The 23,171-nt window shown below is 51.3% G+C and carries 22 protein-coding genes and 1 rRNA gene; 9 read left to right on the top strand and 14 right to left on the bottom strand.

Annotation, left to right across the window (positions count from 1 at the left end; translation table 11 throughout):
* Together BG55_RS10745 and gmhB are read right to left on the bottom strand one after the other, a co-directional pair.
* A 16S ribosomal RNA gene (locus tag BG55_RS10745) occupies nt 1-286 on the bottom strand; the annotation flags it as partial.
* Nucleotides 287-658: 372 nt separating this feature from the next.
* Nucleotides 659-1,219: a D-glycero-beta-D-manno-heptose 1,7-bisphosphate 7-phosphatase gene (gmhB, locus tag BG55_RS10740; RefSeq protein WP_034937355.1), complete on the bottom strand. Its 561-nt coding sequence runs from the start codon at nt 1,217-1,219 to the stop codon at nt 659-661.
* 181 nt (nt 1,220-1,400) lie between these two features.
* Here gmhB and metN point away from each other — a divergent pair, with 181 nt between their 5' ends.
* The 6 genes from metN (at nt 1,401) to proS (ending at nt 7,005) form a co-directional block, all read left to right on the top strand.
* The gene (metN, locus tag BG55_RS10735) at nt 1,401-2,432 is read left to right on the top strand and encodes a methionine ABC transporter ATP-binding protein MetN (RefSeq protein ID WP_034937431.1); all 1,032 of its coding nucleotides are present in this window, start codon (nt 1,401-1,403) and stop codon (nt 2,430-2,432) included.
* Entirely contained in the window at nt 2,425-3,078 is a 654-nt protein-coding gene (locus tag BG55_RS10730) for a methionine ABC transporter permease MetI (protein WP_034937353.1), read from the top strand. The genes metN and BG55_RS10730 overlap by 8 nt, the downstream gene beginning before the upstream one ends.
* A gap of 31 nt (nt 3,079-3,109) precedes the next feature.
* Nucleotides 3,110-3,925, top strand: a complete 816-nt coding sequence (locus tag BG55_RS10725) for a MetQ/NlpA family lipoprotein (RefSeq protein ID WP_034937350.1) — start codon at nt 3,110-3,112, stop codon at nt 3,923-3,925.
* A gap of 142 nt (nt 3,926-4,067) precedes the next feature.
* Entirely contained in the window at nt 4,068-4,472 is a 405-nt protein-coding gene (rcsF, locus tag BG55_RS10720; protein WP_034937346.1) for an envelope stress sensor lipoprotein RcsF, read from the top strand.
* Nucleotides 4,469-5,176 (top strand): tRNA (N6-threonylcarbamoyladenosine(37)-N6)-methyltransferase TrmO, encoded by a 708-nt coding sequence (gene tsaA / locus BG55_RS10715; RefSeq protein WP_034937343.1) that lies wholly within the window; start codon nt 4,469-4,471, stop codon nt 5,174-5,176. The genes rcsF and tsaA overlap by 4 nt, the downstream gene beginning before the upstream one ends.
* A gap of 110 nt (nt 5,177-5,286) precedes the next feature.
* Nucleotides 5,287-7,005, top strand: coding sequence for a proline--tRNA ligase (gene proS, locus BG55_RS10710; RefSeq protein WP_034937340.1), 1,719 nt, complete (start codon nt 5,287-5,289; stop codon nt 7,003-7,005).
* A gap of 69 nt (nt 7,006-7,074) precedes the next feature.
* Here proS and BG55_RS10705 read toward each other — a convergent pair whose 3' ends face one another.
* From BG55_RS10705 to BG55_RS10695, 3 genes are read right to left on the bottom strand one after another with little or no spacing between them, the layout of a single operon-like run.
* Entirely contained in the window at nt 7,075-7,476 is a 402-nt protein-coding gene (locus tag BG55_RS10705; protein WP_052018785.1) for a copper resistance protein NlpE N-terminal domain-containing protein, read from the bottom strand.
* Between the two features lie 15 nt (nt 7,477-7,491).
* Nucleotides 7,492-7,914 carry an alternative ribosome rescue aminoacyl-tRNA hydrolase ArfB gene (arfB, locus tag BG55_RS10700; protein ID WP_034937337.1) on the bottom strand — a complete coding sequence of 141 codons (423 nt, stop codon included), beginning with the start codon at nt 7,912-7,914 and terminating at the stop codon, nt 7,492-7,494.
* Complete coding sequence (locus tag BG55_RS10695; RefSeq protein ID WP_034937334.1) at nt 7,911-8,465, bottom strand: YaeQ family protein; 555 nt, start codon at nt 8,463-8,465, stop codon at nt 7,911-7,913. The genes arfB and BG55_RS10695 overlap by 4 nt, the downstream gene beginning before the upstream one ends.
* Nucleotides 8,466-8,595: 130 nt before the next feature.
* Between BG55_RS10695 and BG55_RS10690 the strand changes: the two genes are divergently transcribed.
* Both BG55_RS10690 and rof read left to right on the top strand, forming a co-directional pair.
* Nucleotides 8,596-8,796 carry a YaeP family protein gene (locus BG55_RS10690; RefSeq protein ID WP_034937331.1) on the top strand — a complete coding sequence of 67 codons (201 nt, stop codon included), beginning with the start codon at nt 8,596-8,598 and terminating at the stop codon, nt 8,794-8,796.
* A complete protein-coding gene (gene rof / locus BG55_RS10685; RefSeq protein ID WP_034937328.1) occupies nt 8,783-9,046 on the top strand; it encodes a Rho-binding antiterminator in 264 nt (87 codons plus the stop codon). Before BG55_RS10690 ends, rof begins: the two co-directional genes overlap by 14 nt.
* A gap of 102 nt (nt 9,047-9,148) precedes the next feature.
* On the opposite strand, the gene tilS is transcribed toward rof, so the two are convergent.
* The 4 genes from tilS to BG55_RS10665 all read right to left on the bottom strand — a co-directional run bounded on the left by tilS (nt 9,149) and on the right by BG55_RS10665 (nt 14,536).
* On the bottom strand, nt 9,149-10,540 hold the full coding sequence (gene tilS / locus BG55_RS10680; protein WP_034937326.1) for a tRNA lysidine(34) synthetase TilS: 1,392 nt from the start codon (nt 10,538-10,540) through the stop codon (nt 9,149-9,151).
* A gap of 61 nt (nt 10,541-10,601) precedes the next feature.
* Nucleotides 10,602-10,991, bottom strand: coding sequence for a VOC family protein (locus tag BG55_RS10675; RefSeq protein WP_034937323.1), 390 nt, complete (start codon nt 10,989-10,991; stop codon nt 10,602-10,604).
* Nucleotides 10,992-11,059: 68 nt separating this feature from the next.
* Nucleotides 11,060-13,198, bottom strand: coding sequence for a lysine decarboxylase LdcC (locus BG55_RS10670; RefSeq protein ID WP_034937322.1), 2,139 nt, complete (start codon nt 13,196-13,198; stop codon nt 11,060-11,062).
* Between the two features lie 195 nt (nt 13,199-13,393).
* Nucleotides 13,394-14,536, bottom strand: coding sequence for a hypothetical protein (locus BG55_RS10665; protein ID WP_034937320.1), 1,143 nt, complete (start codon nt 14,534-14,536; stop codon nt 13,394-13,396).
* A gap of 513 nt (nt 14,537-15,049) precedes the next feature.
* Between BG55_RS10665 and gspS the strand changes: the two genes are divergently transcribed.
* Complete coding sequence (gspS, locus tag BG55_RS10660; RefSeq protein WP_052018784.1) at nt 15,050-15,418, top strand: type II secretion system pilot lipoprotein GspS; 369 nt, start codon at nt 15,050-15,052, stop codon at nt 15,416-15,418.
* Here the strand turns inward: gspS and BG55_RS10655 are convergent.
* The 5 genes from BG55_RS10655 to lpxB form a co-directional block, all read right to left on the bottom strand.
* Nucleotides 15,396-16,220, bottom strand: coding sequence for a prepilin peptidase (locus BG55_RS10655; protein WP_034937318.1), 825 nt, complete (start codon nt 16,218-16,220; stop codon nt 15,396-15,398). The two genes, gspS and BG55_RS10655, sit on opposite strands and share 23 nt — an antisense overlap.
* Before the next feature lie 644 nt (nt 16,221-16,864).
* Nucleotides 16,865-17,824 (bottom strand): acetyl-CoA carboxylase carboxyl transferase subunit alpha, encoded by a 960-nt coding sequence (gene accA / locus BG55_RS10650; protein ID WP_034937317.1) that lies wholly within the window; start codon nt 17,822-17,824, stop codon nt 16,865-16,867.
* 11 nt (nt 17,825-17,835) lie between these two features.
* Nucleotides 17,836-21,318 (bottom strand): DNA polymerase III subunit alpha, encoded by a 3,483-nt coding sequence (gene dnaE / locus BG55_RS10645; protein WP_034937315.1) that lies wholly within the window; start codon nt 21,316-21,318, stop codon nt 17,836-17,838.
* Between the two features lie 32 nt (nt 21,319-21,350).
* Nucleotides 21,351-21,974 carry a ribonuclease HII gene (rnhB, locus tag BG55_RS10640; RefSeq protein WP_034937313.1) on the bottom strand — a complete coding sequence of 208 codons (624 nt, stop codon included), beginning with the start codon at nt 21,972-21,974 and terminating at the stop codon, nt 21,351-21,353.
* The gene (gene lpxB, locus BG55_RS10635; RefSeq protein ID WP_084276261.1) at nt 21,971-23,170 is read right to left on the bottom strand and encodes a lipid-A-disaccharide synthase; all 1,200 of its coding nucleotides are present in this window, start codon (nt 23,168-23,170) and stop codon (nt 21,971-21,973) included. Before lpxB ends, rnhB begins: the two co-directional genes overlap by 4 nt.
* Nucleotide 23,171: the final 1 nt, after the last annotated feature.

Here is a 23,171-nt window from a genome sequence, read left to right as displayed (position 1 = left end):
GGGATCGTCGCCTTGGTGAGCCGTTACCTCACCAACCAGCTAATCCCACCTGGGCACATCCGATGGTGTGAGGCCCGAAGGTCCCCCACTTTGGTCTTGCGACGTTATGCGGTATTAGCTACCGTTTCCAGTAGTTATCCCCCTCCATCGGGCAGTTTCCCAGACATTACTCACCCGTCCGCCACTCGTCACCCGGGGAGCAAGCTCCCCTGTGCTACCGTTCGACTTGCATGTGTTAGGCCTGCCGCCAGCGTTCAATCTGAGCCATGATCAAACTCTTCAATTAAAAGTCTGATTTGCTTCAACTCGTGAAGCGGTGCTCAGGGAAAACCGTAATGAATTACGTGTTCACTCTGAGGCTTGATATTTTTTTGCATCCGGAGATGCGGATATCAATCCTGTGAGTGCCCACACAGATTGTCTGATAAATTGTTAAAGAGCGGTGCAACCGGCAGCGCTGCTGCGAGGTGGCGTATATTACGCATTCCTCTTACAGAGTCAACCTTAACTTTAAAGGAATTCTCTTTATCTTAGAGCCTGCTGAACATTCATCAGCTGCCGTTCGATGGAGGCGCATTATAGGGATGCGCCGCAGGAAGGCAAGTACAAAAGTGAACTTTTTTATCGTTCGGAGAAACTTCGTGCAAAACGCTGCTTTTTAGCCCTGTTTAATTCTGGAAGGCAGGTCTGCCAGACTGTTTATCACCCAGTCTGCCGCTTTTTCACTCTCCCCGGTAACCGGTTTGCCAGTACGAACCAGAACCTTTGTCCCTACTCCTGCTGATTGCCCCGCCAGCATGTCATCAATTTTGTCACCAACCATATAAGAAGCTGCCATATCAATGTTCAGCTCTTTCTGTGCTGACAGCAGCATCCCGGGCTGCGGCTTACGGCAATCACATTGTTGACGATATGCATCCTCCACGGCATCAGGATGATGAGGACAGAAATAAATGCCATCAAGATCCACATCCCGGTCCGCCAGCGACCAGTCCATCCATTCGGTAAGTTGCATAAAGGTATCTTCGGTAAAAATACCGCGTGCAATACCCGACTGATTCGTCACCATAACCAGCGCATAGCCCATTTTTTTCAGCTCACGCAGCGCATCAATCACGCCATCAATAAACTGAAAGTTGTCGATCTCATGGACATAACCATGATCGACATTAATCGTGCCGTCACGATCGAGAAAAATTGCGGGAACTTTGTCTGCCACGTAGAAACTCCTGCTACTAAAATTGCCAGAGAGTATCGCATGATTGCACCTGGAACGAGAATGCCAGTTTGGATCACTTTGATTGATTCAGACGTCTGGATGCCTTACCATCCACTCGCTCACATCCCTGTCTGGAGTGCGCTAAAATCAAACACCACGGATAATGGTACTGCCCAGAAAAATGATAAAACTCTCCCACATTTCCAAAGTGTTCCGCCAGGGCACTCGCAGCATTACTGCGCTGTCTGATGTCAGCCTCGACGTCCCTGCGGGACAGATATACGGCGTCATTGGCGCTTCAGGCGCGGGTAAAAGCACCCTGATTCGCTGCGTAAATCTGCTTGAGCGTCCAACATCCGGTACTGTGCTGGTTGATAATCAGGATTTGACTAAGTTATCAGAAAGTCAGCTGACTCAGGCACGTCGTCAGATTGGTATGATCTTTCAACACTTCAACCTGTTAAATTCCAGAACGGTTGCAGGCAATGTCGCCCTGCCGCTGGAACTGGGTAAACTTTCCAGGTCCGAAATCAAGGCCAGAGTGACTGAACTACTGGAACTGGTCGGCCTGGCAGACAAACATGATTCATGGCCTGCCAATCTTTCAGGTGGGCAGAAACAGCGTGTTGCTATCGCTCGTGCACTGGCGAGCAATCCAAAAGTTTTGCTCTGTGATGAGGCCACCAGCGCCCTTGATCCGGCGACCACGCGCTCTATCCTTGAATTGCTGAAAGACATTAACCGTCGGCTCGGCATCACCATTCTTCTGATTACGCATGAAATGGATGTGGTCAAACGCATTTGTGATCGGGTCGCGGTGATCAGTCACGGTGAGTTAATCGAACAGGATACGGTGAGTGAAGTCTTCTCCCATCCCAAGACGCCTTTGGCACAGCAATTTATTCAGTCAACGCTGCATCTGGACATTCCCGATGATTATGCAGATCGCCTGTCCACGGAAGCCAGCCCGCATAATGTACCGCTGTTACGTCTGGAATTTACCGGCCAGTCAGTTGATGCACCGCTGCTTTCAGAGTCGGCACGCAAGTTCAACATTAATAATAATATTATCAGTGCGCAGATGGATTATGCCGGCGGCGTGAAGTTCGGCATTATGCTGACAGAAATGCATGGTAAAGATGCGGATACCCAGGCAGCCATCAATTTTCTGAAAGAGCATCATGTCAAAGTGGAGGTGTTAGGTTATGTCTGAAGCAATGATTATGCTGCTCTGCCGTGGTGTCTGGGAAACACTGGTGATGACGTTTGTCTCCGGATTCTTCGGTTTTGTACTCGGCCTGCCGCTCGGTGTGCTGCTGTATGTCAGTCGGCCAAAACAGATTATTGAAAATCGTCTGCTTTATCGTTCGCTGTCAGCACTGGTAAATATTTTCCGCGCCATTCCTTTTATCATTCTACTGGTATGGATGATTCCGTTCACCCGCATGATTGTGGGTACTTCGATTGGCTTACAGGCCGCTATTGTGCCTTTGACTCTTGGCGCAGCGCCATTTATCGCCCGCATGGTTGAAAATACCTTACTTGAACTGCCTGCGGGTCTGATTGAAGCTTCACGCGCAATGGGAGCGACACCGATGCAGATTGTGCAAAAAGTTCTGCTACCGGAAGCGCTCCCAGGTTTAATCAATGCTGCGACCATCACCCTGATCACACTTGTCGGCTATTCCGCCATGGGGGGAGCCGTCGGAGCCGGAGGTCTTGGCCAGATTGGCATTCAATATGGTTATATCGGTTATAACGCTACGGTGATGAATACGGTATTAGTGTTGTTAGTGGTTTTAGTGTATTTGATCCAGTTCTGTGGCGAGCGCATCGTGCGTGCAGTCACTCACAAATAAACAACCATAAGTTCTGATGAAAGGAAGGGATATGTCTTTTAATTTTAAAACATTTGCCGCTGTGGGCGCGCTGATTGGTACGCTGGCGCTGGTTGGTTGCGATCAAAAAGAAAAAGATCCTAACCATATCAAAGTCGGCGTGATTGTCGGTGCCGAGCAACAGGTTGCGGAAGTAGCGAAGAAAGTCGCCAAAGATAAATACGGACTGGATGTTGAACTGGTCACCTTTAACGATTATGTACTGCCCAACGAAGCGCTGAGTAAAGGTGACATTGATGTCAATGCTTTCCAGCATAAGCCTTATCTGGATCAACAGATTAAAGATCGCGGTTACAAGCTGGTGCCGGTCGGCAATACCTTTGTCTATCCGATCGCGGGCTACTCCAGAAAAATCAAATCGCTGGATGAGCTTCAGAACGGCGCCCAGATTGCTATCCCTAATGATCCCACCAACCTTGGTCGTTCCTTGCTGCTGCTGCAAAAGGTCGGTTTGATTAAATTAAAAGATGGCGTTGGTCTGTTACCCACCTCGCTGGATGTGGTAGAGAACCCCAAAAACATCAAACTGGTCGAGCTGGAAGCACCACAATTGCCCCGCTCTCTTGACGATCAGCAAATTGCACTGGCTGTGATTAACACCACCTACGCCAGCCAGATCAATCTGACACCCGCGAAAGACGGGATTTTTGTCGAAGATAAAAATTCACCCTACGTCAATCTGATTGTTGCACGTGAAGACAATAAAGATGCTGAAAACGTTAAGAAATTCGTGCAGGCTTACCAGTCTGATGAAGTAAACGAAGCGGCAAATAAAACCTTCAACGGCGGCGCTGTTAAGGGTTGGTAAATCCCTTCTGAAATACCGTGCATTTGTCATTATTTTATCAAAGCGGGCAAAAGCCCGCTTTGTTGCATCCTGAGCGCTTGTTATTTGCCACCAGGCTTGTTTCAATAACGCCACTTTCAAAACCGAACATGAGGATTTTCCCATGCGTGTTTTACCGCTCTGTTTGTTAGCCCTTTCGCTGACAGGGTGTTCATTGCTGCAAAAACCCTATAAACCTGTAGAGCCATTCAGGCAGCCCGCGCAAACTGTGTCAGGACAGGCTAAACCTGCTTCCCGCCCGGCACCGGTAAAACTGTACACGAATGCCAGCGATCTGGTGAGCAGCCCTTTCCGCGATTTGGGTGAAGTTTATGGTGAAGATTGCCAGAGCAGCCGACAAAGTTCGCCACCGAACATCAGTACGGCACGTAAGCGGTTGCAGGCACATGCAGCCAACATGAAGGCTAATGCCGTTCTGCTGCATCGCTGTGAGATTGTCAGCAATACACAAGGCTGTTTCCGTCAGGCCGTCTGTGAAGGTTCAGCGCTGAAAGTCACCAAACAATGAGTTCTTTTTCCTTCCAGCAAATTGGCATCATCCGTTCTCCCTGGAAGGAGAAGTTTGCCGTTCCCCGTCAACCGGGACTGATTGAGGACGGCGGTGGTGAACTGCATTTACAGCCCCCCTATAATCAGCCGGAAGCCGTGCGGGGACTGGAGGCATTCAGCCACCTCTGGTTGCTGTTTATCTTTCATCAGACAATGTCGGGAGGATGGCGGCCTACCGTTCGTCCTCCCCGACTGGGTGGCAATGCCCGCATGGGCGTTTTCGCCACCCGCTCCACCTTTCGTCCCAATCCCGTAGGGATGTCGCTGGTTGAACTGACCGGTATTCGTACGGAAAAAGGAACGGTAGTGCTTGAGCTGGGTAGTCTGGACCTGGTTGACGGCACCCCGATAGTGGATATCAAGCCTTATCTGCCGTTTGCTGAATCTTTACCTCAGGCCCGTGCGGGCTTTGCCTCAGAGCCACCCGCGATGGATATGCCGGTATCCTTCTCAGACAATGCACGGCAGCAGATTGCCAGGCAGCAAACCCGATATCCTCATCTTGAGCGCTTTATCCGCCAGACCCTTGCGCAGGATCCCCGCCCGGCCTACCGCAAAAATGAAGTCCCGGGTCGGGAATACGCCGCCTTGCTGCTGGATTTCAATGTTCGCTGGTGCGTCACCGCCAGCGGCACGCTGGTGACCGCTATCGACAATCGCTAATTTATCTTCCGGCATCTTTTGACTCTTTGATCACGCTGTTACACTAGCCGCCAGCAATTTTTCTGCCGGGCTTAATTCGTAAGCTTTCTGCTTAACTGGAATCGAAACTCATGCGTACTACTCAATATCTGCTCTCCACTCTGAAGGAGACGCCAGCCGACGCCGAAGTGATCAGCCATCAGTTGATGCTGCGCGCCGGTATGATCCGCAAGCTGGCCTCTGGTTTGTATACATGGTTACCAACCGGCCTGCGCGTGTTGAAAAAAGTCGAAAACATCGTGCGTGAAGAGATGAACAATGCCGGTGCGATCGAAATTTCCATGCCAGTGGTGCAGCCCGCCGATTTATGGCAGGAAAGTGGGCGTTGGGAACAGTATGGCCCTGAACTGCTGCGCTTTGTGGATCGGGGGGAGCGCCCTTTCGTTCTTGGTCCAACGCATGAGGAAGTGGTTACTGACCTGATCCGTAACGAACTCAGTTCATATAAACAGCTGCCGCTGAATGTCTTTCAGATCCAGACCAAATTTCGCGATGAAGTACGCCCCCGTTTTGGCGTGATGCGTTCCCGGGAATTCATCATGAAGGATGCTTACTCGTTCCACACGTCGCAGGAGTCGCTTCAGGCAACTTATGATGATATGTACCGCGCATACAGCCAGAGTTTTACCCGTATGGGGCTGGATTTCCGCGCTGTGCAGGCTGATACCGGCTCGATTGGCGGCAGCGCATCTCACGAGTTTCAGGTGCTGGCACAAAGTGGTGAAGACGACATTATTTTTTCAACGGAGTCTGACTACGCAGCCAATATGGAGCTGGCAGAAGCCTTAGCCCCGACGGAAAACCGTGCCGGGGCCACTCAAGAACTGACTGAAATCGACACGCCGAACGCAAAAACCATCGCCGAACTGGTTGAGCAGTTTGGTCTGCCGGTGGAAAAAACCATCAAAACACTGATGGTCAAAGCCAGCGAGGAGAGTGGCCACACGCTGGTGGCACTGCTGCTGCGTGGCGATCACCAACTCAATGAAGTCAAAGCGGAAAAAATTAACATCATCGCGGCACCGCTGACGTTTGCTACCGAAGAAGAGATTCGTGCTGCCGTTGGTGCAGGTCCGGGATCGCTGGGACCCGTAGGCCTGACGCTGCCCGTCATCGCAGACCGCACCGTTGCGGTGATGAGCGATTTTGCTGCCGGAGCGAATAAAGACGGTAAACATTTTACCGGCATCAACTGGCAGCGCGACCTGCCACTGGCGCGCGTGGAAGATATCCGCAACGTGGTGGAAGGTGATGCCAGTCCGGATGGAAAGGGTACGCTGCTGATTAAACGCGGTATCGAGGTGGGGCACATCTTCCAGCTGGGCTGCAAATATTCTGAAGCGATGAAAGCAGCGGTACAGGGCGAAGATGGCCGTAACCAGACCCTGACAATGGGCTGCTATGGCATTGGTATCACCCGAATCGTTGCCGCCGCTATCGAGCAGAATCATGATGAACGGGGGATCATCTGGCCAGACGCGCTTGCCCCTTTCCAGGTGGCTATCCTGCCGATGAATATGCATAAGTCCTTCCGCGTGAAAGACCTGGCTGAAGAGCTGTATCAGCAGTTACGCGCCAAAGGCATTGACGTCATTCTGGACGATCGCAAAGAACGTCCGGGTGTGATGTTTGCCGATATGGAACTGATTGGCATTCCACATACCATCGTGATTGGAGAGCGTAATCTTGACAGCGAAGAGATTGAGTATAAATCTCGTCGCGAAGGCGAAAAACGCATGATCAAAACCAGCGAAATCCTGGATTTTCTTGTGCGAGAAGTGAAAGCCTGATCCAAAGCGGCGGGCTAATCAGCCCGCCGCTCATAACGTGGATGCGAATAACCAGCACGCCGGCTGCATTCAGCCTCCAGACTTCACCCTTTGCAGACGGTAATTATTTGCTGACGATATCGGGTTACCCTGCATATCCATCATTTCAAGACCATCCGGTACAGGTCGGAAGTAGCGTTTTTCCCCCGCATCGGAAATCAGCACCAGCTTCTCTGCGGTGCGGCTCCAGCGTCCCTGCTGCACATCGCTGAGATTTGCGGTTCCCTGATAACCTTCGCTGATGCGATAGCGTCCTCCCTGTTGCAGCGACAGTGAAACCGTAATGCCTTCGCAATCAGCACAGGGAATCACCCCCTGATAATCCTGCGCCATCGTTTCCGCCACGGGCGGAATGACCCTTTGAGGGTTCTGGCAACCCAGTAACGAACCTAAGAAGAGTGTGGCCAGAACAGCCACAACAATTTTTTTCACCTGTCCTCCTGAATATCAGTCCTGGCTGCGGCCTGGTTTTCCCCGCAGCAATTTGGTACTGGCTTTGCGGGCCTTGCTGACCAGTCGACGCTGGTCTGAGGCTCGGGTGGGCTTCGTCGGTCGTCGCGCTTTCTCAACCACCATCAATTCCTGAATGAGATTTTCCAGCCGCTTTAATGCCGCTTCCCGGTTCATCTCCTGGCTGCGGTACTCCTGAGCTTTAATCACCACCACACCTTCTGCGGTGATCAGATGATGGCTGGCAGCCAGCAGACGCTCTTTATAGAATACCGGCAAATTTGAGGCGCGGATGTCAAAACGCAGATGGATTGCCGTGGCGCTTTTATTAACATGCTGGCCGCCGTTGCCCTGCGCTCTGATCGCCGTCAGCTCCAGTTCAGCGCTGGTGATGGTCGCGTTGCGTGACAAAACAATCATACAATTTTGCCGTCTGTCAGCCAGTCGGTGAAGCGGAGTTCAAGATGGTTATGCTCATCAGACAGCCAGATGGTGCCGTCCTGTAGCGTGGCCTGAAGCGTCATCGAGCGCGAAGCAAGCCCGGCCAGCGCCTTCATTTGATGATCATCCAGAAAACGAATGCTGAGATTCTCCTGCTGTGTCAACTTCTGTTGATTCTGCTGCCACCAGATCTGCGCCGCACGGGCGTTGTAAGTGTATAAATAAACGCCTGCTGCCCGGTTGCAGGCTTTTTTGATTCGGCGTTCGTCCGGCAGGCCCAGTTCAACCCAGACTTCAATACCGTTATGGTCATTCATCAGCCAGATTTCAGGCTCATCCTCTGCGCTCAGGCCTCGGGTGAACATTAATCTTTCGTCAGCATGCACTAACCAGGCAAGCAGGCGAAGCATCAGTCGTTCTTCCGTTTCTGAAGGGTGACGGGCCAGCGTCAGATTGCTGTCGATAAAAACATTTCTGTCCATATCGGCAACATTAATTACCGCTTTGTAAATAGTCGCTTTGAGTGCCATGAGGTTCCTTATCTTTATCGGCTGCTATTGTAACCGGTTAAGACAGTAAATCACCCGCCGTCGGGCTGATTTCACGTAAAATCCTGTGTTATAGTCGTCAAAACACCAGAGAAAACTCTTGAGGTGCATTGTGCAAAAGTATTGTGAATTAGTTCGCCAGAAATATGCCGAAATCGGCAGTGGCGACCTGGGATACGTGCCGGATGCGCTGGATTGCGTGCTGAAAGCACTTGATGAGGTAGCCGCAAACGCTGAGCTACCCTCTTCCATCAGGGAACAGGCAGCTTATGCTGCTGCAAACTTATTGGTGAGCGATTATGTTGACGAATGAAGCCTATAAACCGATCAACTGCGATGACTACGATAACCTGGAACTCGCCTGCCAGAACCACTGGATGCTGGCGCTGTCGCTGAAGAATGGTGAACAGCTGAAGGCCAAAGCGACAGACATGGTGTCAAGTAAAAACGTCGAATATCTCGCTGTCGATCTTTCCGGCGAAGTCCGTGAGCTGCGCCTGGATCATATTGCCAGTTTCAGTCACCCGGACCTGGGTACCGTCGTGGTTAGCGAGTCTGATTAACGCCTGCGGGCGGGAGCTTCCCGCCCCTGTTCCTTTTATCCCCCCCACCTGCTACAACGCACAGCCACAACTCCCCTGTCACCTGTATAATGTTTATGCCAGTCATACCGGCGTATTCTGCCAGTCTGTCTGCCAGAAGGTGCCCGTACCGGCCTGACCTTCGCGGGTGACAAAAATGCCAGGAGCCGCGATTAACTGATCATCATAAAAAATCATGGGTATACGCTCACGCTGCCACGGCGGCACTCCCAGCTCCTGCCAGAGTTTTTTTAGCGAACGGCTGCCTGCCCGACCAACAAAATGAAATTTTCCCCGCGCCTGAAAACGCACCGTTACCCTCTCATGCCCGGCTGGTGGACGAATGGTGACCGTTGCCTCTGCCGATGGCGCACAGCATCCGGCTTCTTTTTCATAAATATTATGCCCGGCCACCGTTCTTTGCCCGTCATGGTTCTCTTCTGACTCACGCCTTACCAGCCAGCCCATCCCGGCAGGGAGAGCAACAGACCGTACACTGGCAGGCCATTCAATCACCACATTCCGCACAGGTTCACAGCGCGCAAGCCAGTAAAGGCGGTTGCGATAACGACGAATCTCATGCTGCCCCAGTAGCAGACGCGGTTCCGCATCTTCACGACTGCATGCCACCTCCAGCCAGATACGTCGGAGCGCATCGCGGGAAGGCATCTGCCCCTCCTGCCGGGCGATCCATCGCCTGATTAAGGCACTGCGTCGGGAATCACTCATCGCCGCCAGTGGCGCAACGGCCAGCGATCCCTGCTGGTCAATTAAAGCGTCGAGTGATTCTGCCAGCAGTTCATCCAGCAGTTGTTCCTGCTCTGCACACAGGCTGGCGCTTCGGGCCGTCGCCTGAGAAAAATGCGGCCAGCGTGCATTCAGCAGAGGGATGACAGCCTGACGTAGAAAATTGCGGTCATAGCGGCAGTCCTGATTGCTGTCATCCTCAATCCATTGCAGATGATTCTCTGCCGCCCAGTTTTCCAGTTGCAGCCGGGAACAGCTTAGTAATGGACGAAGGTGAACATGCCCCCCCGTGATACCGCGCGCTGGCATCGCAGAGAGCCCGGCGGGGCCGCTGCCCCGCTTGAGGGCCAGTAACAATGTTTCACACTGATCGTCCTGATGCTGAGCGGTCAGCAATGCGTCTTCAGGGCGGAGATGCTCAACAAAAGCCTGATAGCGCACCGCCCGCGCCGCTGCTTCGATACCTTTGCCCCTGGCATCCACCTGCACCTTTACCACCTCCAGCTCAACCTGCCATTCAGCACACTGCTTCCGGCAATGCTTTACCCAGCTGCCTGCCTGCGGATTCAGACCATGATGAACATGTATCGCCCGCAGATGCAGCTCGGGTAACTGCTGGCGCAGGCAGACCAGCTGATGCAGCAATACACTGGAGTCCAGCCCGCCGCTGTACGCCACCAGCAGGTGCTGATGTCCATCAAGTTGCTGTTGAAGATAACGCAGTGACATGGGCTTTCCGGCAGAGAGTTGATAACCCGGTGATATCACACCGGGCCAGTGAGCGGCTATTTTACGCCTGATAAAGTTCCAGCGGCAAACCATCCGGATCGCAAAAAAAGGTGTAGCGTTTACCGCTGATTGGGTCCACACGAATGGGTTCGCAAATAACCCCCTTTTCGGTCAGATACTGACTGGCAGCATCAATGTCTGCCACGCTGAAGGCCAGATGGCGCAAGCCGCAGGCCTCTGGCCGGTTGATACGTGCTGGCGGCTGCGGAAACGAAAACAGTTCGATAACGTACTGACCGTGCAGCGCCAAATCCCCCTTCCATGAATCACGCGCTTCCCGGTAGACTTCACCAATCAAAGTAAAGCCCAGCAGGTCACAGTAAAAATCTTTACTGACCTGATACTGACTGGCGATGATGGCGATATGGTGGATCTGCTTAATATTCAACATAGTAATACCTTTATCTTGTGCACGCTGATGCTTTGTATCCTGTTAACCCTGTTGCTGTCGACCCGCGCTTAGGCTTTTAACACCCGCACCCTGTACTGACCTTCGTCGGTGAGTTTTGCACCGTGGATATCCGTCTCAAAACCAGGGTAATGTCTGCCGATGGTGCACAACATCAGCAGGAAATCGAGAACGGCCCGGCTCTCCTCCGTGATCATCTCTCCGGGCATGACCAGCGGCACACCGGGTGGATAAGGCAGGATCATATTGGCCGAAACACGACCCACCAGATCGGCTATTTCTACCGTTTCCACATTCTTTTTCACCTGCTGCTGAAACATCTGGTGCGGGGTCATTTTCATTTCCGGCAGGGTTGCAAAAGCCTGAAGCATCAGCCGGGGAAGATCGTGTTGACGGATGAGCGAATGGATCCCCTGAGCCAGCGTCTGAATACGCATGTCGCGGTAAAAATCAGGATCCTCTGCGTAGAGATCCGGCAACATATTTCTCACCCGCAGATTAAGATCGTAAGCCCGTTTAAAGTCAATCAGGCCCCGCAAAACGCTCATTGCTTTCGTTTTGTCGATACCAATACTGAACAGAAACAGCAGATTATATGGCCCGGTCTTCTCCACCACGACACCGCGATCGTCAAGATATTTCGCCACCAGCGCAGCAGGGATCCCCTTCTGTGCCATTTCCCCCTGTTCACTCATTCCCGGCGTCAGAATAGTGACCTTGATAGGATCAAGGTACATATGATCGGCATCCGCATTGATAAAACCATGCCAGTGCTCCTCTCCCGGCTGGATTGGCCAGCATTCGGGTTGGTCGATACCCTCTGGTTGCCAGATATCAAAGAACCAACCGTCGGCCTCTTCACGCAGACGCTGGATTTCGCGACGAAAATGTAAAGCACGCTCCACCGAGCGATTGATCAACCTCTTACCGGGATTACCGCGAAGCATTGCGGCGGCGGTTTCAATCGATGCCACAATGGAGTAGTTAGGCGAAGTGGTGGTGTGCATCATGTAGGCTTCATTAAAGGTTTGTTCGTCGTAGTCACCTTTAATATGGATCAGCGAGGCCTGGGAAAACGCCGCCAGCAGCTTATGGGTTGACTGTGTCTCATAAATAACTTTGCCTGGTGTACGTTCACCGCTCATTCCGCTAAGCCCGCAGTAGATCGGGTGAAAATTGGTGTAGGGTACCCAGGCAGAATCAAAGTGAATTGACGGAACATCCAGCGTCTCTTTGATGTACCGGGTGTTATACAGCAGGCCATCATAGGTAGAGTTGGTGATCACCGCATGCACTGGCCAACTGGCCCGCTCGGTCTGCGCAACTTTCAGCGCAATGCTCTCTCTTGTGAACTCCTGTTTAGGAATACCGCCGAGGATCCCCAGTGCGTTGCGGGTTGGCTTCAGCCAGACAGGGATAATATCGCTCATCATCAACAGATGAGTCAGTGATTTATGGCAGTTGCGGTCGATCAGCACGGTGCTTCCCGCAGGCGCAGCATACATGCCGACAATCTTGTTAGACGTTGAGGTGCCGTTGGTCACCATGTAGCTCTGCTCTGCGCCAAAGGTCCGGGCCACATACTCCTCTGCCTCAAGATGAGGACCGGTGTGGTCCAGCAGCGACCCAAGCTCAGTCACGGAGATGGAAACATCTGCTTTAAGAGTATTTGCGCCAAAAAAATCATAAAACAGCGTTCCGACCGGGCTTTTCTGAAAAGCTGTACCGGCCATATGTCCGGGGGTGCAAAAGGTATATTTGCCTTCTTTCACGTAGGTAAACAACGCTTTGGTCAGCGGTGGCGTAATGGTATCCGTGTATTCATCGGTATACTGGCGGATACGCTGAGCAATCTCTTCTGATGCACCCAGCGCATATTCGAAGAACCAGATGGTCATACGCATTTCATTAATGCTGACGTCCATCGTCGAGTGGGTGTTAATAAAAGCATACAGCGGGAGATACTCATTGAGCTGATTGATCTCACTACAGAGATCGAGGCTGTACTCGTCCCAGTCAAAAATGACGCCGCAGATACGTGGATTATGTTCAATCAGTTTTAGCAGGTCATTAGCATCTTTCGGGTAGATGGTCTGAAATCCCTGAAGTTGTAACGCCTGGTCCAGCTCACGGATGGGTTCATCTTTGTAAAATGCGTTATGCGGTCCCATTATCGCGATAATATTCAATGCACATCTCCTGATTTCTGCGTAAGCGACTGTCTTGAAAGTATAGTCTGCCCACGAAACTGTTCAGGATGACGCTATCTGCCCGCCATTATGGCGGGCTTACAGCGATTTGTGACAAAGACATACGGGTAGCAATCACAATGCAGACGACGTTAATCTCTCCCAGCGCTGACCTGAAATTCAGTCTTTATCTTACTACTGGGAGTCGAAACGCTCACTATACTCCTGACTATAATCCTGACTATGTGATTCATAATATGGCAATATCCTTACGCCTGATTTTTTCAGTTTTTCATTTATTATCAGATACTCCCGTTCATTCGGGCAAACACTAGCCATATTTATGCCCTCCATAGTAACATCCTTTAATATCGTAGAGTCTGGATTAAAATTAAAAATTAAAGAGAAATCAAGAGATGAACCGGTTAAATCACAACCATTGAAGTTGTAGTCTGTCAGGTCAATTCTCTGCATAATGGCATATTTTAAATTTATATATGGCCCAAAGAAATTAATGCAGTTGATAAATCCTTTACCTTTAGGAAAGCCATAGTTAATCCAATCATGGACAAATTCATCACTTTTCATTTTAGAAAAAATTGATTTTATAAAATTCTCAACTTCATTATATTCATAACCTTCATAAATTAAAAAATTAACAATCTTATTTTTAATCACACTCTCTTCAATACTTTCGAAATGATTCATAAGAGCATCTTTCATCAGAATACCTGCATCCACCAACATAGTTAATGTTCTTTCATCAGGTTCGCACTTCAACAATTTAAGTAATTTTTCAACTTGCCTGCTATTTAATCTTGAATAAGAATTATTATTGATAGGATTTTTTATGATTTTATACGTATCAAATCCACTAATTTTAGAAAAAAGATCACTTAACTCCTCACAAGATTTTATTGCAGACATGGTGTTTATCGATAATTTACCTTGCCCGATATTATTTTTTTCACAATTAATTATATAGTTTCTTAATTCATGGCATAAGCCGAGTAGAGAAATGACTTGCTTGGGGTCGAGAGTTTGGGACCTGTAAATATCTATAAAATGTTTTAATGCGGGAATGTAACTATTTTCTTCTCTGTACCGATTTACCACGTCCGGATCTTTCTCTTTGAGAAACTGCTGCACCGTTTCGTGCACCTCGGAATAATAACGCGCAAATTTAAATTCTTCAGGATTATTTTCAACAGAGTGAGTTTGTTGAGTAACAGAAGTGGAAGGATAACTTTTAATATCCGAATGAGGAACAATATTGGGAGGACTATCAGTCTTCGTGGAGACTGCTGTGTTTTCAGTACTGACTTCTGATATTTTCATTTAATGGGACCTTATGTTATCTGAAGATCCATATTGTATACCAAAGATTAAAATAAAAATTTCATAAAACAATTCGAACTGCAATCTGGTGCACCTTCGGATCACGTAGGAATTTATTATCTTTTGATCCGTATTCAACCTTAAACACCACCTAAAAAAAGCTAAAATACCTTACCCCCGAAAACTATCCCTGTATGAGTACTAGTTTTACCAGGGTAACAGGCTTGCTCATATCAGCGCTCTGGGCAGTTTTGCAAAAATTATCACCTGATCGCACGGTCATCACGTACATTTCAACTCAACCTGATTTATTACTCTTGACCTGATATGACGAACAGCATTTTTAAATCCCGGTAAGATAATATTCAAGTTTATTTTTATCGAAGAAAATTTTCACTTCCCTTTGCAGCATTCAATAATGGAATAGTCAGTAGAAAACCTTATACACATTTGTCCGCCTGACTCGATTTTGATAACCTTGCGGCTTTATGGAATGAAAAAAAAGGATTCAGGATGAATGTTGCTTCTATATCCGCATTAATATTGCTGCCGTTACTTATCACTGGGTGCCAGAACAAAGCATCGCAAGAAGTCAGTTCAGCCGCCTCAGATACACACTCCAGACAGGTTGCTGCCGTTATTGCTGGCACAAGATACCTTAAATATCAGTGTGGAGATACGGCGCTCCCTTCCGACAAAGAGACAGAAGAGGCGGCCAGGGCCGAAGCCTGTCAGCGTGGCTGGCAGCTTGCTGATGATCTCCTTCCTCTGAGTGAAGCACTTTTTCAGCAGCTGCAACAAAACAGCCTGACACCCGCTGAGCAATGTGCTGAGCTGCGGGAGGCACTGCAACCATTTCTCACAACATTGCCACCGGCGTAGTCAGGATCCACCAACCTGATAATGCCAGGCAGGGGCCAAAGGGCAGCGGCTGAGCATAGCGACGCCGTCCTGCCAGCCACAACAACAAATAAGCAGTGCATCCCATCAGTGCCGCGAGCAACAATAACCAGGGCAAAGGTTGCCAGCCACACCATGCCCCCAGCGCGGCCAGCAATTTGAAGTCACCGTGGCCCAACCCTTCTTTGCCGCTAATCAGCCTGAATACCCGGTTAACAGCCCAGAGAATCAAATATCCTGCTGCCGCGCCAGCTACCGCATCACTGAGCGGTATGATGGTGTTATGCAAATTGACCAGCAGTCCCAGCCAAAGAAGCGACAGTGTCAGGCAGTCTGGTAGCAGCAGGTAGCGGAGATCAATAGCAGACAGCAAAATTAACCACCAGCCGCATAACGCGAAAAGCAATGCCGTCCCTCCCGGGGAGCAGTTAAAGGCAATCCATCCGCCAGTGATGGTTGCTGCCAGCTCAGTCAGGGGATAGTGCCAGCCGATGGGTTGTTGGCAGTAATGGCAGCGTCCACGTAATAGCAGCCAGCTGAGCAACGGGATATTGTGATAAAACGCCAGCCGCTGCTGACACCGTGGGCATAACGAGCCGGGAAAAAACAGATTCACTGGCACCGATCCGTTCTTATACTCAGAAGGCAACCCCGGAGGCAGGCAGGATTCTGCAAGCGCCTCTCTTTGCAATATCTGAGGCAAACGCCAGGCCACGCAGCTTATTACGCTACCCGCCACGGCTCCCAACGCACTCATTAACACTATCCACAGTTCCGTTGTCACTTCATTTCCTCCCTGATGCGGTCTTCTCATCTTTGCCACAGCAAAGAAGAGCGCCCGTGAACACCATGCGGCCGGTTGCTATGCGGCAGCCCGCCATTTAAATGCCCGTGGGCCTGTCGCCAAATTCGCTCATATCCCTTTGGCGTGAGTAACGAATACCCATCAGATCATATCTGATATCGGTTTAAAACAACCCGGCGAACCGAATGCGATGTAAATCGTAAATAACAGACAGAAGTGGTTTGCAAATACAAAACTCAGGAAGGCAGATCGTAAAAAAGAAAATGAATTACTTGGCAATCGTCTTAGTCAGCTTTTTTATCTACCGGATGCGAAGTCATGCCCTGAACCACCATCTGCTCTTTGTCGTGACAGTTGCTGCACGCTTTTAATGCGAAAACTTCGTGTGGACCAGGCGCAGCTGGCTAAACTCCCGGATATCTTCGGAAGCTGAATCTGCTGCTGAATATAATCTTCGTTCAGAAAGCGGCAATCGGCAGGATGACAGACAGAAAACCGCTCCGGCCAGTCAGGTAAAGAGGTTGGGACAATTAAGAAAACGAGGGAAGAGATAACAACAAGGCGGGCTGTCAGGATATCCGGTGGGTAATCCGCCGTCATCCGTCAACACCCGCCTTATTTGATCAGGCGTAACCGTAGTTCATCAGGCGCTGATAGCGACGATCCAACAGTTCATCTTTATTCAGGCCATCCAGATCGGCCAGATCGGCCAGCAGCTGTGCCTTTAATGATTCACCAGCCACCAGAGGGTTACGATGAGCACCGCCCAGCGGTTCCGGGATCACGGTATCAATCAGCTTCAGCTCTTTCAGACGTGGAGCAATGATCCCCATCGCTTCAGCAGCCAGCGGAGCTTTATCGGCGCTTTTCCACAGGATAGAAGCACAACCCTCCGGTGAAATAACCGAATAGGTGCTGTACTGCATCATATTAACTTTATCGCCCACGCCGATTGCCAGCGCACCGCCAGAGCCACCCTCACCGATAACGGTGCAAATGACCGGGACTTTCAGTCCGGACATTTCACGCAGGTTACGGGCAATTGCTTCACTTTGTCCGCGCTCCTCAGCGCCCACACCCGGATAAGCCCCTGGCGTATCAATAAAGGTGATGATGGGCATATTGAAACGTTCAGCCATCTCCATCAGACGCAACGCTTTACGGTACCCTTCCGGGGCTGGCATACCAAAGTTACGACGAATTTTTTCCTTGGTTTCACGGCCTTTCTGGTGACCAATAATCATCACCGGACGACCATCCAGACGAGCCGTGCCACCAACGATGGCTTTATCATCCGCGTAGGCGCGATCGCCTGCCAGCTCGTCAAAATCCGTGAATACGTTGCGGACGTAGTCCAGCGTATAAGGACGTAGCGGGTGGCGTGCCAGCTGTGCGATTTGCCACGCCCCCAAATCGGAGAAGATTTTGCGGGTCAACTCTACGCTTTTCTCACGCAGGCGCTGCACCTCTTCATCCAGATTGATATCCAGTTTTTCATCCTGACGGCCAACCGACTTCAGCGAATCAATTTTCGCCTCCAGCTCAGCGATTGGCTGCTCAAAATCCAGGTAATTAAGACTCATAATATTCCTGTTTAGTCAAACTCAAGTTCCACCTGCTCCGTTCCTATCAGCAATCGCAGTTCGTTTAACAAGCGATCGCTTGGAGACACGCGCCATGCTGCACCAAAGCGCAACCTCGCCCGTGCATCCTCTCTCTGATAGTAGAGATGTACCGGAATCGTCCCCGAACGATGAGGTTCAAGGGACTGACGGAGACGGCTTAAAAGCTGGTCATCAATTTGCCTGTCCGTCAGCGATATAGCAAGCCCGCGAGCATATTTTTCACGGGCTTCGTCAATATCCATCACCTCGCGGGCGGTCATTTTAAGCCCCCCGCTAAAGTCATCAAAGCTGACCTGCCCACTGACGATCAGGATCCTGTCTTTCTCCAGCAAATGTTGGTACTTATCCAGCGCATCGGTAAACAGCATCACTTCCAGACGACCAGAGCGGTCGTCCAGGGTACAAATACCAATCCGGTTGCCACGTTTAGTGACCATAACGCGTGCCGCGACCACCAGCCCAACCGCCATGATCACCTCACCCCGCCGGGTCGGATGCATGTCTTTCAGACGCATTCCCCCGACGTAGCGCTCGATCTCCTTAAGGTACTGATTAATTGGATGCCCTGTCAGGTAGAGTCCTAAGGTTTCTCGTTCACCATCCAGCTGCACCTGCTCCGGCCAGCGGGTAACGTCAGCATAGGATTGCTCAATCTGTTCAGGCGCTTCTGCCAGCACACCAAACATATCGGCCTGGCCTGTCGCCTCTGCTTTTGCGTGCTGGTCAGCAGCTTTAAGGGCATCACTGAGCGCGCTCATCAGCGCCGCACGATGCGGTCCAAGACGATCAAAGGCACCGGACATGATCAACTTTTCCAGCACGCGACGATTCAGTTTTTTAGTATCCGTACGGGCGCAGAGATCGAACAGCTCACGAAAATAGCCGCCCTGATTACGGGCTTCCAGAATTGCTTCAATCGGCCCTTCTCCGACCCCTTTAATCGCGCCGATGCCGTAGACAATTTCGCCCTCATCGTTGACATGGAACGGATACAAACCGGAATTGATATCCGGTGGCAACACCTTCAGCCCCATACGCCAGCACTCATCGACCAGACCGACCACCTTCTCAGTGTTGTCCATATCGGCGGTCATCACCGCAGCCATAAATTCAGCCGGATAATGCGCCTTCAGCCACAGCGTCTGATAGGAAACCAGCGCATAGGCCGCAGAGTGCGATTTGTTAAAACCGTAGCCGGCAAATTTTTCCACCAGGTCGAAGATTTTAATTGCCAGCTCGCCATCCACGCCGCGCGCTTTTGCTCCATCCTCAAATCCGCCACGCTGCTTCGCCATCTCCACCGGATTCTTTTTACCCATCGCCCGACGTAGCATGTCAGCACCACCCAGACTGTAGCCCGCCAGCACCTGAGCAATCTGCATCACCTGTTCCTGATAGAGAATGATGCCGTAGGTCGGCTCCAGCACAGGCTGCAACGACTCGTGCTGCCACTGAATGTCGGGATAGGAGATCTCTTCACGGCCATGCTTGCGATCGATAAAGTTGTCTACCATCCCTGACTGTAAGGGGCCGGGACGGAATAGCGCCACCAGGGCTATCATATCTTCAAAGCAGTCCGGCTTCAGGCGCTTGATCAGATCCTTCATGCCACGCGATTCAAGCTGGAATACCGCCGTGGTTTCTGAACGCTGGAGCATATCGAAGCTTTTTTTGTCATCGAGCGGGATAGCCGCAATATCAAGCGGTGGCTCGCCCTGCTTTTCCCGTCTGGCGTTGATCATCGCCAGCGCCCAGTCAATGATGGTCAGCGTGCGTAGCCCCAGAAAGTCAAATTTGACCAGGCCCGCATATTCCACATCGTTTTTATCGAACTGGGTGACCGGATGGTTGCCGTTCTCATCGCAGTAAAGCGGCGCAAAATCGGTGATTTGCGTCGGCGCGATCACCACACCACCAGCATGTTTACCGGCGTTGCGTGTCACGCCTTCCAGCTTGCGCGCCATATCGATCAGGGCTTTGACTTCTTCATCTGCCTCGTAAATTTCGGGCAGTTGAGGTTCCGCCGCAAAGGCTTTTTCCAGCGTCATACCCGGATCGGGCGGCACTAATTTAGAAATACGATCAACAAAGCCGTAAGGATGACCCAGGACACGGCCCACGTCGCGGATTACCGCTTTGGCTGCCATCGTACCGAATGTAATAATCTGTGATACGGCTTTGCGGCCATACATTTCGGCCACGTGCTCAATGACCAGATCACGTTTTTCCATGCAGAAGTCGACGTCAAAGTCAGGCATCGACACACGCTCAGGATTAAGAAAACGTTCGAACAGCAGGTCGAATTCCAGTGGGTCAAGATCGGTGATCTTCAGCGCGTAGGCCACCAGCGAACCCGCACCGGAACCACGTCCAGGGCCCACCGGCACGTTGTTATCCTTCGACCACTGGATAAACTCCATCACAATCAGGAAGTAACCCGGAAAGCCCATCTGGTTGATAACGTTTAGTTCAACCTCAAGACGCGCGTCATATTCCCCACGCTTCTCCGCTCGCACTTCAGCATCGGGAAAAAGAAATTCCAAACGCTCTTCCAGTCCTTCGCGTGATTTCATCACCAGGAAGTCTTCAGTGGTCATCTCGCCGGTCGGGAACTGCGGCAGGAAATACTCACCAAGACGAATAGTTACGTTACAGCGCTTAGCAATTTCTACGCTGTTTTGCAGCGCTTCAGGAATGTCAGAAAACAGCTCGCACATTTCATCACTGCTGCGGAGATATTGCTGAGAACTGTAAAGGCGTGGACGTTTTGGATCGTCCAGCGTGAAGCCATCATGAATGGCAACCCGAATTTCGTGAGCATCAAAGTCGCCCTCTTCAAGAAAACAGACGTCATTGGTCGCAACAACGGGAATACCTGCGGCAATAGCCAGATCAACCGCCGCATGAACCCAGGTTTCTTCATCAGGGCGGCCTGTGCGGGTCAACTCCAGATAGTAGCGATTGGGAAAATAGTGCTGATAAAATGACAAACATTCGTTGACCAGTGCGGAGTTTCCCCGCAGATACATCCTGCCAACATCACCACGGCGACCGCCAGAAAGGGCGATCAATCCTTCATTCATCTCGATCAGCCAGTCGCGATCGATAACCGGGCCAGCGGCCCCGTAACCCCGCTGGTATGCACGGGAAATCAGTAATGTCAGATTCTGATAACCCTTATCATCAGCAGCCAGTAACGTCAGCTGTGACAGTTCGTCGCCCATGGCAGCGCTGGCAACGTTAAAGTCTGCACCAATAATCGGCTTGATACCCTGTCCATGCGCGGTGCCATAAAACTTGACCAGGCCACAGAGGTTGGTGAAATCAGTTATCGCCAGAGCGGGCATACCCAGCGAGGCCGCCTTTTTCACCAGCGGCGCAGTCTTGGCCAGTCCATCAATCATGGAATAGTCGCTGTGGACACGCAAATGAATAAAACGAGGTTCAGCCATCTCTGATTCCGCTCAAAACCGTGAAGTGAAAACTACCGTGCCGTTCGGATTGCTGCCGCAACGTCGGCATCCAGTAACGCATTGCGGACAGGCGCAAAACTACGACGATGTTGTGGCGTCACGCCATGCTGCGCCAATCTTTCCAGATGTAACGCCGTCGGGTAGCCTTTATGTTGGGCAAAGCCATATTGTGGAAACAGCCGATCCAGCTCGGCCATCTCGCGATCGCGGGTCACCTTGGCGAGAATGGAAGCAGCACTGATTTCCGCCACCAGGCTGTCGCCTTTCACCACCGCTTGCGACGGCATGGGCAGCGCCGGGCAGCGGTTGCCATCAATCAGCACCAGATCGGGCCTGAGCGCAAGATTAGCCACCGCACGCTGCATCGCCAGCATGGTGGCGTGCAGGATATTAAGCGGATCAATTTCCTCCGGCTCTGCCCGCCCGAGACTCCAGCATAATGCCTTTTCTTTGATTTCATCAAACAGCGCATTGCGGCGTTTCTCGGACAGCTTTTTGGAATCAGCCAGCCCACAAATGGGCTTCAGCGGATCGAGAATGACCGCTGCGGTTACCACCGCACCCACCAGAGGCCCACGGCCAACTTCGTCCACCCCGGCAATACAGGTGGCAACCGGGTAAATAAAGTGACTCACTGACAGAGTTCCAGTACTGCTGAAGCCGCCTGCTCGTCCGCATTCCAGCGGATCTGGTGATGCAACTCAGCAAAGGTTGTTAACAGGTTCTCTCTGGCCTCATTTCTGGTCAGCAAAGGCTCAAGTGCCGAAGCCAGTTGCTCAGGCTGGCACTGTTCCTGCAACAGCTCTTTCACCAGCTCACCGCCTGCCAGCAGATTCGGCAGTGAAACATAATCGGTTTTTACCAGACGCTTTGCCAGCCAGAAGGTAAAAGGTTTCATACGATAACCCACCACCATCGGACATTTTGCCAGCATACATTCCAGTGCTGCCGTGCCAGAGGCCAGCAGCGCAGCATCGCTGGCAATCATCGCGGCGCGCGCGTTGCCATCAAGCAGGTGCACCGGCAAATCGGGTGCCACCTGTTGTTTAATCTGTTCAAACTGCTGGCGACGACGTGAATTCACCAGCGGCACCAGAATCTCGAGATCAGGCCATTTTTGGCGCAGCAGAGCAGCCGCATTGAGAAAGTCTGCGCTGAGCATTTCCACTTCAGCACCGCGACTGCCAGGCAGCAGAGCCAGACAGAGGGCCGAATCAGCAATCCCCAGTTCCTGACGAGCTGCACGCTTGTCAGGGGTAATGGGCATGGCATCTGCCATTGTGTGGCCGATAAAGCGGCAGGGAACGTTGTAGCGATCGTAAAACGCCTTTTCAAACGGCAGAAACGCCAGCACCAGATCGGTGGCCCGACCAATTTTGAACACGCGCTTTTGACGCCATGCCCACACCGATGGGCTGACATAGTGAATGGTGCGAATACCACGCTGTTTGAGACGACCTTCCAGAGTAATATTAAAATCCGGCGCATCAATACCGACAAAGACATCGGGTTGCAGCTGTGCAAAACGTTTTGTCAGGTCGCGGCGAATTTTTAACAGGCGAGGCAGACGACCAAGCACTTCAACGATGCCCATCACCGCCAGCTCTTCCATTTCATACCAGGCTTCACAACCTTCAGCCTGCATCAGCGGTCCGGCAACGCCAACGAAGCGGGTATCAGGATGCTTTTCTTTCAGCGCCCGAATCAGCCCGGCACCGAGAATATCACCGGATGTTTCTCCGGCGACCAGCGCAATTGTCAGAGGTCGGAACAGCTCCCCGCAGCTGCGGGGAGCGGAAACCTGAACGGTATTGACTGACGGTAAAGACATA

Source organism: Erwinia mallotivora (assembly GCF_000590885.1).
GTDB lineage: Bacteria > Pseudomonadota > Gammaproteobacteria > Enterobacterales > Enterobacteriaceae > Erwinia > Erwinia mallotivora.
This window is presented reverse-complemented; position numbering and strand designations above follow the sequence as displayed.

Bases quoted from the DNA above. Each gene is read 5' to 3' on its own strand.
- BG55_RS10665 (WP_034937320.1), bottom strand. From the start codon at position 14,536: ATGAAAATATCAGAAGTCAGTACTGAAAACACAGCAGTCTCCACGAAG.
- BG55_RS10725 (WP_034937350.1), top strand. From the start codon at position 3,110: ATGTCTTTTAATTTTAAAACATTTGCCGCTGTGGGCGCGCTGATTGGT.
- lpxB (WP_084276261.1), bottom strand. From the start codon at position 23,170: ATGTCTTTACCGTCAGTCAATACCGTTCAGGTTTCCGCTCCCCGCAGC.
- rcsF (WP_034937346.1), top strand. From the start codon at position 4,068: ATGCGTGTTTTACCGCTCTGTTTGTTAGCCCTTTCGCTGACAGGGTGT.
- dnaE (WP_034937315.1), bottom strand. From the start codon at position 21,318: ATGGCTGAACCTCGTTTTATTCATTTGCGTGTCCACAGCGACTATTCC.
- accA (WP_034937317.1), bottom strand. From the start codon at position 17,824: ATGAGTCTTAATTACCTGGATTTTGAGCAGCCAATCGCTGAGCTGGAG.
- metN (WP_034937431.1), top strand. From the start codon at position 1,401: ATGATAAAACTCTCCCACATTTCCAAAGTGTTCCGCCAGGGCACTCGC.
- BG55_RS10695 (WP_034937334.1), bottom strand. From the start codon at position 8,465: ATGGCACTCAAAGCGACTATTTACAAAGCGGTAATTAATGTTGCCGAT.
- tsaA (WP_034937343.1), top strand. From the start codon at position 4,469: ATGAGTTCTTTTTCCTTCCAGCAAATTGGCATCATCCGTTCTCCCTGG.
- arfB (WP_034937337.1), bottom strand. From the start codon at position 7,914: ATGATTGTTTTGTCACGCAACGCGACCATCACCAGCGCTGAACTGGAG.
- proS (WP_034937340.1), top strand. From the start codon at position 5,287: ATGCGTACTACTCAATATCTGCTCTCCACTCTGAAGGAGACGCCAGCC.
- gspS (WP_052018784.1), top strand. From the start codon at position 15,050: ATGAATGTTGCTTCTATATCCGCATTAATATTGCTGCCGTTACTTATC.
- tilS (WP_034937326.1), bottom strand. From the start codon at position 10,540: ATGTCACTGCGTTATCTTCAACAGCAACTTGATGGACATCAGCACCTG.
- rof (WP_034937328.1), top strand. From the start codon at position 8,783: ATGTTGACGAATGAAGCCTATAAACCGATCAACTGCGATGACTACGAT.
- BG55_RS10675 (WP_034937323.1), bottom strand. From the start codon at position 10,991: ATGTTGAATATTAAGCAGATCCACCATATCGCCATCATCGCCAGTCAG.
- BG55_RS10730 (WP_034937353.1), top strand. From the start codon at position 2,425: ATGTCTGAAGCAATGATTATGCTGCTCTGCCGTGGTGTCTGGGAAACA.